This is a genomic window from Polyangiaceae bacterium (assembly GCA_016715885.1).
Classification (GTDB): Bacteria; Myxococcota_A; Polyangia; order Polyangiales; family Polyangiaceae; genus Polyangium.
The window spans coordinates 792,559-805,526 of the sequence record JADJXL010000001.1 but is presented as its reverse complement, the minus strand read 5'-3'; the positions used below and the strand labels follow the sequence as shown (position 1 = coordinate 805,526).

Annotated in this window: 8 protein-coding genes; 5 read left to right on the top strand and 3 right to left on the bottom strand. The window is 58.4% G+C overall.

Features of this window, described 5'->3' with window-relative positions:
- Positions 1-124: 124 nt before the first annotated feature.
- From IPM54_03300 to IPM54_03290, 3 genes are all read right to left on the bottom strand, one after another.
- On the bottom strand, positions 125-1,966 hold the full coding sequence (locus IPM54_03300; protein ID MBK9258845.1) for a hypothetical protein: 1,842 nt from the start codon (positions 1,964-1,966) through the stop codon (positions 125-127).
- Positions 1,967-2,035: 69 nt separating this feature from the next.
- The gene (locus IPM54_03295) at positions 2,036-5,068 is read right to left on the bottom strand and encodes a hypothetical protein (protein MBK9258844.1); all 3,033 of its coding nucleotides are present in this window, start codon (positions 5,066-5,068) and stop codon (positions 2,036-2,038) included.
- A gap of 22 nt (positions 5,069-5,090) precedes the next feature.
- Positions 5,091-5,738 carry a trypsin-like peptidase domain-containing protein gene (locus tag IPM54_03290; GenBank protein ID MBK9258843.1) on the bottom strand — a complete coding sequence of 216 codons (648 nt, stop codon included), beginning with the start codon at positions 5,736-5,738 and terminating at the stop codon, positions 5,091-5,093.
- A 422-nt stretch (positions 5,739-6,160) separates the two neighbouring features.
- On the opposite strand from IPM54_03290, the gene IPM54_03285 reads away from it, so the two are divergent.
- The 5 genes from IPM54_03285 to IPM54_03265 all read left to right on the top strand — a co-directional run bounded on the left by IPM54_03285 (position 6,161) and on the right by IPM54_03265 (position 12,958).
- Positions 6,161-7,762 (top strand): aryl-sulfate sulfotransferase, encoded by a 1,602-nt coding sequence (locus IPM54_03285; GenBank protein MBK9258842.1) that lies wholly within the window; start codon positions 6,161-6,163, stop codon positions 7,760-7,762.
- A 234-nt stretch (positions 7,763-7,996) separates the two neighbouring features.
- Positions 7,997-9,205 (top strand): hypothetical protein, encoded by a 1,209-nt coding sequence (locus IPM54_03280; GenBank protein MBK9258841.1) that lies wholly within the window; start codon positions 7,997-7,999, stop codon positions 9,203-9,205.
- Positions 9,206-9,399: 194 nt separating this feature from the next.
- On the top strand, positions 9,400-11,205 hold the full coding sequence (locus tag IPM54_03275; GenBank protein MBK9258840.1) for a protein-arginine deiminase: 1,806 nt from the start codon (positions 9,400-9,402) through the stop codon (positions 11,203-11,205).
- Positions 11,202-12,143 (top strand): HEAT repeat domain-containing protein, encoded by a 942-nt coding sequence (locus tag IPM54_03270; GenBank protein ID MBK9258839.1) that lies wholly within the window; start codon positions 11,202-11,204, stop codon positions 12,141-12,143. The genes IPM54_03275 and IPM54_03270 overlap by 4 nt, the downstream gene beginning before the upstream one ends.
- 47 nt (positions 12,144-12,190) lie before the next feature.
- Positions 12,191-12,958, top strand: coding sequence for a hypothetical protein (locus IPM54_03265; protein ID MBK9258838.1), 768 nt, complete (start codon positions 12,191-12,193; stop codon positions 12,956-12,958).
- The last annotated feature ends 10 nt before the right edge of the window (positions 12,959-12,968 follow it).

Here is a 12,968-nt window from a genome sequence, read left to right as displayed (position 1 = left end):
GAACCGCGAGTGCCGGAAAAAATCCGGGCTTCTACCGTGGTTTCACACGAGTTTATGTACAGCGCGCGAGTTTGGGGGAACCGCGAGTGCCGGAAAAAATCCGGGCTTCTACCGTGGTTTCACACTACTCCACGGCGATCACTTCGTATTCGAGCACCAGGTGCGTATTGTCCGAGCGATGTAGGATGACCTCGCCCTTGCCGCGAACGAATTCACCGTCGGCGCCGCGCCCGAGATACCGCACCGACCACGGAAAAACGTCATCCGCGTCGATGATCGATCGCGACCCCATATCAACTTCGCGCCCGAATACCCAGAACTCCCCATCCAAATTCGCATGTAAGTCGATCGGAGGTTTGTCGAGGATCACATGACTACCGTTGTGGACGCCGCTGCGCTCGAACGTTTGCGATGCACCATCCACACCCCAACACAAATATACCTCGGCGCCGTCCTTCGTATCGCCCTCGTCGACTTTGTCGAAACGAATGGCGTGCATGATGAATCGACCACGCACCGGGGCAAGGGGGCCGATTTCCACGTCGTACGGGCCGAACTTTTCGCCCGCCAAGTGGCCCGTCCACGTCTCGAAACGCCGCCCATCGGTCATCTTGTTGCATTCTTCATCCGAATAACACATCACCATCGTATACGCGCGCATACGGCCGAATGAATCGCCAATGCCAACGCGTATCGTCGAACGCCACGTGCCGCTATCCAAGAAAAACACTTCGCGACCCGATCCCGCAGGGCTCGGCAATGGAAGCTGATCCGGATGGTGCGTATGACCCGCCACGACAATGTCGTATTGCCCTTCCTCGACACCACGTTCTCGACTCGCCATGGCCGCCCCGCGCTCGGTATCACCGCTCGTATCCATCGCGCGTAGCCGCTGCACGAGCCCCTCGAGCGTCGTCGGCGAAAGCGATTGCAACGCTTCACGAACGATGGTCACCACGGGTTCGCGGAAAAACTTGAGCATTTCCATTCGATGCGCCATGTCCTGGAAAAATGGGCTGGCGAGCGCCGCAAGGTAAATGTCGAGCAACACCGGTCGGAGCAATTCGAATAGCTCCGCATGCAGACTACCGAGGCGCGTTTGCAGGTATTTCAGCAGGAGCGTCGGTGGGCGAACGTCGTCGAATTCGACGAGCGCATTGTAAAAGTCGCGCATCCTCGCCCCACGTTCATCGTTTGCCCTCAAAGCTTTCCCGTGAAGCGCTCGGAAACCAACACAAAGCCGCGTGGCAATCTCGAGCGTCACGTAATCGCCCGAGCAGGGTGTGAGATATTCTTCGTCCGTCAGCTCGATGGGTTTGCCAAATGGAACGGGAACGCCGATGTTCCACCTGTCGTATTCATGACCATGCCGAATTTTGACGCGATATCCCGTGTCCTTCGGGCGTTCGATCGTATGCGGAAATGGTTGTTCGGACGGCGGCATGCTGAGGATTTCACGAATGCGGCGACGCACGGAAGGCCACGCATTGACGAGCCGATCGTGATTGCCGGGAATGTATTGCACATTCACGACCGTCCCCGATTCGAGACACAAAACTTGACCTTTGCGCTCGAGCGACCCTTCGCGGACAAACCGCGCGAGAACCGGCCAGACGTCCTTGTTGTCCTCCACGATGGCGTCGAGCACCTCGTGGACCTTTGCGCGCAGCGGATTCCACGGCGAATCCGGTCCCAACTCGAATGCCGTTGGACGCACGTCCAATGCGCCGCCACAGAACCAAAGCGGCGTGCGCAAAAGCTCGAAGATGTCACCAGCAAACACGAGTTCGATTTGGTTCGACATCGCGCGTTTCGCGCGCGCATGAACGTCAGCCAAGAGCATCTGCATCGCGCCCGAGGTGACGTTACGTCGCACGCCCACCTCGCGAACGACGCCATCGCGAACGTAACGAATGGCATCCGCCGATACATGCTGAAAATGTAGATCACTGACGACAACGAGCATCCGAACTCTCCAGGCAAAGCTCTTACCACGGATGCGCTGCGGCGCGCCATGGAAACGCGTCGAGAAAGCTCACTTTCGAACGGACGCGGAGCTCGAAAACAAGTCGAAAAGCGTCACGTCGACGGAGGCGGAAACACCGAATTGAAGAGCATGAGCGCTGGGGACACTCAGCCCAGACGCATCCGCGCGCAACCCCGGTCGAAAAACGCCGTACATGCCAAGGGTAAACGGACTGTCGAAAACGCTCGCATGCAGCCACGCACCGGGCGCGAGAACCGTCACGAGCTGCGCGCCGGGAAGCGTCGCCCCCGCGACGGCATCGTATTGCAGATATGCCGCCGGATCGATGGCCGATACGAAAAGCCCCAAATTGTGCGTACCGAAGCCACGCGTAAAGTCGATCCCCACCGGAAGGGTCAACGTCGGCGCCGCGAGATAGGGGACTTTGCCGGTTTCCTTCTTTCCACCATACGAACCAAAACGCAGCTCGGCACCACCCGACAATCCCGCGAGCGATCCAAGCGAAATGGTAAATGCTCCGGGAACGTTTTTACGGCGATACCCACCACCAGGCGATGCGGCCGCGTCAATGGCGGCAGCAACTCGGTCCGGGTCCGATTCGAAAGCGAGCGCCGCAAAGAGGCCACTGTATTGCCCAATCGTCGCAACGACAGCGCACGCGCCTTTGCCTTTTGCGCAGTCGTCTTTGCAACTCTTCGTGACGCACGATCGCTCGGCATCTATACGCATTTCCGCAACGACGCGCGCGACGACCCGCCCCCAATCATCGGCAAACACCGCTTCGATGGTCTCGATGGCCTCCGTCAACCGGCGAATGTCCGCGCTGGTTTCGACGAATAGATTACGCACGGCCTGCGAAGACAGTCCACCGCTCGAGCCAAACCCAGGAAAAAGCACGCTGCCAATGAGCTCCGTTTCCGCTAAACTCGTTGGTTTGTCATACTCGTACCATTGACTGAACAGGCCCGGGGTTGCGCCAAACGCCAGGTCACCGGCAAATACCTGCTCGGTCGATGCCAAAAATGCCGCCGCCAATTCGAGCGACGCTCGCGCCAGCACGAGGCTCGCACGGGCCACGCGCAATTTGGGCATACGCTCCGCCAAGCGTGCCGTGTTTTCTGCATGAGCGCCCGCGGCGCGGAAAGCATCCGCGAGTTTGTCAGAACCATTCGCACCACCCAAATCGATGGGTGGAATGGAAAAGCTCGCCGCTGACGACGCTCTCGCCATTTCTTCCGCTGCAAGACGATATGCTCGAAATGCATCCACGACGGCAAACCATCGCGTGGAGAGATCCGCAGCCGGTTTGTCGACCAGGTTTGCCCATCGCAAAATCGTCGTCAGCTTTTCCAGCTTGCCAGATGCTTGCAGCGCTGCGAGCGGCTGCATTCGAGGATCGAGCGGTTTGCCAGGATCGATGCGAGGACAAATCGATTCGGACATCCCAGCAGTTGGTTCCGAAAAACCCCCGCATACGTCACGCGAAAAACCTCGCCCGAGAATCGAAAAACAAGCCGGCGAATTCGTCAGCGCCGCCAAAAGCAATGCCTTCGATTCTTCCACTTTGCCTGGTTTCGTTTGACGAACCAGGTCGCCGTACTCTTGAAATACGTAGGGCACGGCCGCCGCACACGCGAGAAGCTCCAGGCGATGACTGAAAAATCGGCGCCCTTGTGCGTCATTGACTCGATACGCATTGATCCGTTCGACGTCGCTCGCAAAGTTGTACAAAGCAAGCGAGGCATTCGCACCCGACGCGAGACTTTTCGCGAGCCGTGCACCGGACAAACGAATGTCGCGCGCCGCTTTGCATGCGAGCTGCTTCTTCATTCGAGCTTCACATGTCGCCGAATTTGCCGCAGAGGTATCGCACGAAAGGACCGTCTCGACACCAGGATCACAAGCGAGCAGGCCCGCGTCGAGCTTCATGTCGGCCGATAACGTCGCTCCAAGACCGAACCCCAACGCTACGCCGTGCCACGTGGCCACGTCCGTTGCAATGGCACCTCGCAACGTGCGCATCAAATCTGCGTCGCCATATTGCATGAAATCAATGGGGCCGCCCGCGAGCGCACATGTCGTGGGAAACCAAAACGACCGAATTTCCCTGTACGTCGGTTCGCTTGCCGCCTTGCCACCACACACGTCTTCGTGAAGCCGCCGCGTGAACCAAACGATGGATTCACGCTTTGCCCGATCCACGATCAAACTCGCCACCGCGCGAATGCCCACATCGAGCGCACCAATGGTAAATGCTGCGACGTCGAGTCCCGTATGCTGCACGTCGAGAACGCGCGATGCCGCGTCTGCTACGGCAAAAACCGGCGAGATTTCCGGCTCGGCCATGGCGATTTCGGAAAGCAACAAAGCTTGTTTCGAGGGCAATACAAATCGAACAGCATCGAAACGATGTTTTACGTAGGTGGCTAGTGCCCGTACGGATTCGTCATCGGAAATGGCCGCTGCATGCGCAAGTGCTGGTGACGCAAACGCACACAAATTGACGGGGCTCGTTGGTTTGTCGCTACCTGTACAAAGCTCGCTGCAAAGCGACGCACGCAAGGTGCCAATGCTTTGCGCCGCATTGCCGAGTTTGCCGGTGACTTCCTTTTTCGCCGCATCCAGCAATCTCTGTTTACTTTGAAGAACCGTGCCGAGCTCCGTGCGAAGGCGCCCATCGTTTGGCCTTTGCGAGATTTCTTGGCGCAAACGTTTTTCTCGCTGTTCGAGCTCCACGATGCCCTTGCGAACCGCGAGCGCTCGAATCGCAGCGCGCTCGAGCATCGCCTTGTCGACATCGGGCGCAGCGGACGTACATGCCAAACCAAGCGACCGGGAAAAACCCATGAGCGCCGCCACGCGTCCGGCATGGAGCTGAACGGCCTCCCCAGAATCACCCAACGGCGAAGAGGCAGAAAGCACAGGCTGCGCAATTCGTACGGGCGGCGGTGCGGACTGCACGGACGTTGCGGGTTGGTCCGTACCTGCGTCGGCATACGTAATGGGTTGCGCATCCGCCACACGCGCATACGCGAGCGCACTTGCGCATGCGATGCCACCGAGCTTCCAAAGTCGACTCATTTCACGGTTTTTCATGGGAAAGTTACGCGATGGCATTCATGGCAGCGTCTTTGGCAGCAAATAAGAAATCGTCGATCAAAACACGCGCCTTGGCTCCATTCGGGGACGTTCCCAAATAAATGCCAACCGCGGCCAAAGGACTTCCAGCGTCGGATACCGCGACGACGGGTCCCCCGCTCATGCCAGCGCGTCCCGGGCGTTCGATTCTCAATTGGCCCGCTCCAGGAAACGCGCGAGTGCCCACGACCGCGGGTAAACCCGAGGTGGTACGGCCGACGCCCAATGGATATCCCCAAATCTCGACACGGCAAGGTCCATCCATCGTGGCAGCTTGTAGGCCGGTGGTACAAGTTCCTTGGATCCGCACGATTGCGACATCGGGCGCAGCGTTTCCACCCTCGGGAAATGCAATCGCGACTACTTCGAGCTTCGTCCAGACGCCGCATATGAATGCCTCGGCTTTCACGTCGCTTGGAGCAATGCCTTGGGGAAGCGCGACGACGTGACGCGCCGTGATGATGGACGAGGGCCACTGGCCAATGAAAAATCCCGACCCCCACGCGGCCCAAGTATTGCCGAAACGTGCTTGCACACGCACGACCGGCGGCTCGAAAGCGACCGAATCTGCGCTCGCCGACGGCGATCGCAGCACTTTGACGACGGACTTCATGATTCCTCGCCCTTGTAACGAGCCACCTTGACTACGGGTGTGTGCACGAAGCAATGATAGCGCGGATTTCGCGAGGATGCGCGAAAGTTGTGGCGATTGTTCGGGGGCGCTGTGAATTTGTACAGCGAGCCGTCAGTGTTGCATGGAACGCATTACGGCTGGCACACGGCCATCATGCACTTACCCGAGCTGCATTTCGAGGGCATGGTGCAGAATTGTCCGTTCGGCGTACACGCGGCGGCGCACGTGGATCGGCATGAATTGTTCGTGCAATTGCCAAAGAGCATTGGCAGGTTTTCTAAGCGTCGACGCCGTTTGCGCTACGGCATTCGGCTAGATGATTTCATTGTACTTTCGCTGCTGACAAGGGTAAAACAAATTTCGTGCCCTTTCCAAGCCGACGCCGACTGCATGCCGCCGCAATGTTCGCCGGTCTAACGCTGGCTGGATGCAGTAGTGACAAACCCCCGGCTTCGCTCGTTCTCGACGCGCACATCTATCAAAACCCGAATCCAACTGTTCCTCTGGCGGCGATTTTGCACATCAAGACGGACGAACCGACGACGGTCCACATCCAAGTCAGCGGTACAGCCCATCCCGTGCATGCGGACTTCCGCGCGTCGACGACCGTGCACGACATCCCCGTGATCGGACTTGCTCCTGGTAAAACGAATTCAATCGTCGTAACGGTCGAAAGCGCAGCAAGGCGGAAGGAGACGACGACGTTGACGTTCGATGCGCCCGCGCTTCCTGCCGATTTTCCGCCCCTGGAAATCCTGACGAGCGATCCGGTGTCGATGGAGCCGGGATGGACGCTGTTCAATGTTTTTCAATTCGATCCGCAGCATGCAGGCGTGGTCGTGCCGATGGGGTGGCTCGTCATCGTGAATGCCGCCGGTGAAGTCGTATGGTATCATAGGCCGCCGGTCGTGCCGGGTGAGGCGCGCCAACTCAGCAATGGGCACTTGCTTTACGAATACAGTCATCTAGGATTGGTCGAAATCGATATGCTTGGGAATGCGGTGGCGCAATGGCAAGCAGCGGCCCTCAAAACGCCCGTACTTCCCGGTGCAACGCCGGTCGATACGGCAACGATGCACCACGACATGGCCCAAATGCCCAATGGCCACTTTTTGACATTGTCGACGACCGCCGTCATGATGTCGCACTATCCCACGAGCGAAATCGACCCCGAAGCTCCGCCCGGCAAAGCGACGGTCATCGTCGATAACGTGGTGGAATTCGATCGCAAGGGCACGATCGTACGCACGTGGGACATGAGCGACATGCTCGACCTGAAGCGAATTGGGTACGACTCGTCGAGTCCCTTCTGGGATGTGTTTTACCCCGGTCATGCCGGCGGAACGAAAGATTGGTCGCACGCCAACGGCATTGCGTACTCCGAAGAGGACGATAGCATCGTCGTGTCGCTCCGAAATCAGGATGCCATCGTCAAATTCAGCCGCGAAACTGGCAAACTGGCGTGGATCTTCGCGCCTCCGGCGAATTGGAAGAGCCCATGGCAAGAACTGCTCCTATCGCCCGCTTCGCAGTTGGAATGGCCATATCATCAACATGCTCCGAAACTCGGCCCGAACGGAAAATTGTTGCTCTTCGACAATGGCAATTGCCGCGCATCACCGTTCGAGGTCCGTGTTCCGGCCGAGCAGAACCATAGCCGCGTCGTGGAATTCCGCATCGACGAGGCCGCCAAAACTGTAACACAAGAATGGTCCTACGGCGGAAGCGATACGGAAATATTTTATTCGCCTTTCTTGGGCGAAGGCGATTGGATGCCCACCACGGGCAACATCCTGGTTGCCGACGGCGGACACGTCGTCGACGAGCACGGCACTCCGAGCGATTCCATCATCCTCGGGCACAAATGGGCGCGGATTTTCGAAGTGACTCGCGAGGACAAACCTCGAAAAGTGTTCGAGATTCGCATCAAGGCAGCGAACACCGCCGGGTTTGGCGGATGGTCGATCTATCGAGCGGAGCGGATTCCGCACCTTTATCCATAACTCGGCATTTGCCCACCAAAACAAATGTCGACATTTCGTTCGTCATCGTTGCGTTGCAACTCGCCTCCGGATCTCCGGACTTGATCCGCTTGCGCACACCGCGCGTTGGTTGCATTAGCATCGCATTGCACGTTATTGATATGACAAACAATGTCCGTTCTACCGTACGAAACGGTGCACATGCGTTCGTCTTTGGCATAGACTGAACGTGTGCACTTGCAACAAGGAGCTATCATGCAAAGAATCGCGACGGTTTCGCACGGATGGATAATCGCATCAGTGTGGATATTTACAAATTTGACCGGCTGCGCGCTTTCGGATGCAGGGACCACGGATCCATCGGGCGCAAGCGGTGGCTCGGGCGGCGATACTTCTTCGAGCAGCACCGGGAGCGGCGGAATGGGCACCGGGGGCGTCGCCGGAGGCGGGGGAATTGGAGGTGGAGGAACCGGCGGCATTGGAGGTGGAGAAACCGGCGGAACGGGAGGCAGTGGTGGCGGCAGTTCGTCGTCGTCGTCATCTTCGTCATCGGGAATGCCGACTTTGGAAAATTGCAAGGACGGGATGGATAACGATGACGACGCGCTCGTCGATTGTCGCGACACTGATTGCGGATCCATCTTCTCTTGCACAGCTCCGGCTCCGATGGGCTGGACATATGTGCGTGTTCGACAAACTGCGTACAATGCGGCGCTGGCGCCTTGTGCAAACGGTCAGCAACCAACGCGTCTTTTCGAAGGCGCCGACCAGGGGCAATGCAACCAGTGCTCGTGCCTCGCGTCCGGAGCTTGCGAAGTCGCGATGACTTGTTACACAGGCGACGCCTGTGCGGCTGGGGCAGTTTCCGCAACCTATACGACCAATAACGACGGATGCTCGGCCGACGCGATCGCAATGGGCGGTGGGAGCTGCCAGATCACCAATACGGGCACGGTTCCTGCCAATGCAAAGTGCAGTGCCAATGGTGGCGGATTGAAAAATGTAAATCCGTTCATGGGCGAGGTGCATACGTGCCCCGTCGCGAGCGCCGGAGCGGGATGCGGTGCTGAAGCGTGCGTACTGGCACCGAGCCCCATGTACGAAAATCGGCTATGCGTATCTCGCAGCGGTCCCAACGCTTGTCCAGTGGGTTTCCCCGAGCAGCATTTGACGTTCGCGAGCTTCAGCGACACACGCGCGTGTTCGGCTTGTACTTGCGACAAGAGCGCCATTACGTGCGTCGGGGATACGACGGTCACCCTATGGACGAATTCGAATTGCACGGCAAGCGCCGGAAGCATAACCACCAACAATGGTTGCCAGAACATCGGCCCTGGCATCACGCATCGAAATGTGACAAAAATCGCTTCGATGGACGTGCCAGACGCAAGCTGTCCACCATCCGTACAACAGGGAGTCGTCACGGGCCAGGGGCAAACGACGGTTTGTTGCGCCGCGCCATAACGACGACAAACCCATTCGGCAAAACGCCTCTCCGTCCTCTACGCAACGCAGCATTCACGTCATCATTCTCACCATCGAAATGCGCGCAACGATTGCGAAATCGCCGGTCGTTTGACCTTTCGCCTGCTTGCGATTTCATCTAACATGGGCCGCGCGGCGCGCGGTTTTTCCCGTTCGATGCGCAAGGAGACGACATGCGAAAACGAAGCGGATTTCTTTTATCGACTTTGCTCGCGATGAGCGCCGTGGGGTGCGGGGGCGAGGACGATAACGCAGTAGTGTCAACTCCAAAACCGGTCGCCATCGCAGACTTGCGCGCCGATGTAAATCGTAACGGTACAGTGGATCTGGATGATTCCAGCGAAGACGATCGTGAGGATACGTGGGACAAAGACCACGGTGCCATCTTTCTCGCGAATATCGACGACGACGCGAAAACGTGTCCGAAGACCGGTCCAAACGCGGCCCTGGCTGGATGCAACGACGCTTTCGACGATATCATCAATGGTCCGGATGATTTACACGATCTCGCTCGATTGAAAACGGTTGCATGGCCTGAAGCGCCAAAGGATGCCTACGCGACGATCGCTTTGAGCATGCCCGGCGTGGAGCACGTGCGCCTTTTCAAATGGAACGGCAGCGAATTTCAGGTTTTCGATGCCGCATCTGGGCAGCTTGGCCCGGACGACCTTGTAAATGGCGTGGAATTCGCCATCGAAGGCAAGGACATTCTGCGCGATACGTCGATATGGGACGGACTGCTCGACGTGACGCTGAAGGTACACGGCGGCACGGGCACCGATGGTAAGCCGATACCGGATGCGGAGGACACCGTCCGAATGCGACTGGCACCGATTATTTTCCGCCATCACTTGGACCCTGCGGAAAAGGTTTATGCCACGAAATTCACCAACGATGCCGATTCCTCGGCATTCATGGCGGACCTCGGCAAAGCCGTGCAAGCTTCGGGCATCGAGGCTCCGCTCGTCGGGCTTCCCGTGGGCGATCAATGGACGCAAGACTTTTTCGAAACGACGTACATGTCGATGCCCGCTGAAGGCGGAAAGCAGCACGTCATTCACGTCAATCTTCGATCGGCGAATTACGAAAGTGGAATCTTGCGTGCGGCAGGCAAAGTCGTGTTCACGCAATTTCGAGGCAAAGACGTTGCGGGCGCGGTTCAATACGATCCCATGCATCCGGACGAAATGGACAGCCTCAATTCGTTCGGCAACACCGAAACCATTCCTCCGCATTCGTTCGACGGCGAGGATTATCCGCTCGGTCGCGTGCTGCGCGGGTCGAATCCGCAATATTACCCCGACAAGAGCTTCGACCGCCTGATCGCTGCGCAAGGTGTGCAACCCATGGTCACAATCGACACGGAATGGCTTTACGTGGGACACGTGGACGAAACGGTGAGCTTCATCAAGGCGAATACGCCGCGCGGCTGGGCGATGCTCATCAATGATGCAACCTTGGCCAAGAAAATGCTCCAAGACGCAGTGGATGCAGGGCAAGGCGAAAGCCCCATGTTCGTGGGAATGAAGTGGTACGATTACTCGGATGCGCAAGCAACCATCAGCGAAGTGCTGAACGACCCCGAGGTAATGAATACGAGCGCTTGGGCGGCTGCCGAGGTCGATTCGCAGCTCACGCAAATCGAATCTGAAACGGGAATCACGGAAGCGGACCTCGTCAAGGTACCATTCTTGCACCAACCGGAATACGGCTATGCCGTCGCGTACAATCCCGGCACGGTCAATGGGATTTACCTTTCCGATCAAGATTTCGGGGCTCCCGATCCGCACGGCCCGGTCGTCAACGGACAAGACATCTTCAAAAAACAGCTCGAAGAAGCGCTCGCACCCTTCGGCGTCAAGGTGCACTGGATCGAAAACTGGAACCTTTACCATGCGCTCGACGGCGAGGTCCATTGCGGATCGAATGTCACGCGCGCCATTCCGACGGATGCTGCTTGGTGGGAGAGTGGACGATGAAAAAGCATGTTTTTGTTGTGGCATTGCTCGGAGCGATGATGGCGCAGGTATCTCCGGTGAATGCGGCTCCAGCGAGCGGCGTCATGCTTGCTCCGGACAAACTTCCCGCAAACGCGCGCACGGCGCTCGCTCTCGATATCGAAGCGGCAAAGCGACAGAGCCCCAAGGCATTTCAAGCGCTGAGCGTCGTACGGAATGATCTGCCGAGGCTCGATGCGAACAAACGTGGTCGTTTCGCGCCGATTCCTGCGATTCTCAAGTCCATGGGCAAAGATGCTCTTTTGCCAATGCTCGAGGAGCTCGCGTTCCGCGGTCAGCCCAAAGGTGAGCTCACGGATTCCGCGTGGATTGCCTGGCGGGCGGGCGTCATCGAAGCGGTGGGCATGCTACGTGACGCGCGCGCAGAGAGCGTGCTCGTGACGATTCTCGATGGCTCGGAGACCGAATTTCACGTGGTGCGCGCAGCGGCAGCAGCGCTTGGGCGAATCGGCACCGATACGGCGGCGCAGAAGCTCGTAACGATGTCGAAGCTCGAGGGAGCAAAACGAAAGGCGGTCCTTGCGGGGATGGGCGAATGCCGGCGCAAGGCGGTCGCCGTGGCGCTTGCCGATGTTGCCATTGCGACCCCCGATGCCGCGACAGCCAAAATCATTGCGCATTCGCTTGGTGACGTAGGATCGGCTTGGGCATGGAAAACGTCCATCATTGCTTCGAGCGGCGAGGAAGCCCCCGTGCGCGCGATTGCCGCCAAGGCGCTCGTCGCGGTTTTCGTAGCGCATGATGGCGATGCGCGAAAAACGGCTTCGAATGCGCTCATGGTGGTGGATGATCCGTCGACGCCGGCGCTCATCGACGCCGCAAAGAAAGGCGCTTCACGCGATCTCGCGGCCGCCCTCGACGCACTTGCCGCGCGATTCGCGAGAAACCCCACGCGCTAATCAATTGCCCCTTCACGCGCGGATGGCGATCGGGTTAGGGTCACGCCATGCGATACCTCGCCGTCTCGATCCTCTTCTTCATCTTGGGCTGTGGAGGCAGCAAACCCGCTGCCGAAACGCAAGACAAAGCCGCTGCGGAAGGCAGCAGCGAAGCGGCCTCCGCGGACAAACCCGCCGAAGACAAACCGAAGGACGAAGCCACTGCGGACGATGGGAAAACCATCCCGGAAGCATGCGCCAATGGCACGAGCGGTGATGGCTGCGTGATGCCCAAAGCGTTCGTCAAGCGTCTGTGCTCCGGCGTGTACCCCGAGCTTGCGCTGATGTTCTTCCAAAAAGGAACGCCTTGGAAACGCGCCTACGTGGCCGTCAAGGAAATCAATCCTTTTAATGGATTCAGCGGTCCGAGCTCGGAAGAAAAGCTCTTCTTCGAGGAAGAGCTGCTCGTGCTGCTTTCACACAAGGCCGACACGGGCGGAATGCAAGTGAGCGGGGCCGGTTCGAGTTACGACGTACTGCGTTGGGACGGATCGTGTGCGACGTTGTCCGGCGAGGAGGTACGATTGGCCGCGCCGCCGAAGCCGAAACACGCGACGATTCCGTGGCGAATTCTGGAGGATGCAACGCAGGAGGCATTGAAGAAGGACGAAGCGCTCGCGAAAGTTGCATCCGAGAGGCGCAAGGAATGCAAGGGGGCAACGATGGGCGCCGTATCGGCGAAATGCGAAAAAGCCGATCGAATGCTGAATGATTTGGTCGTCGAAGCGGTTCGGAATGGGACGTCCGTTCCCAAGCCCGCGAAAGTGCCGCAATGACCGTCCAGCC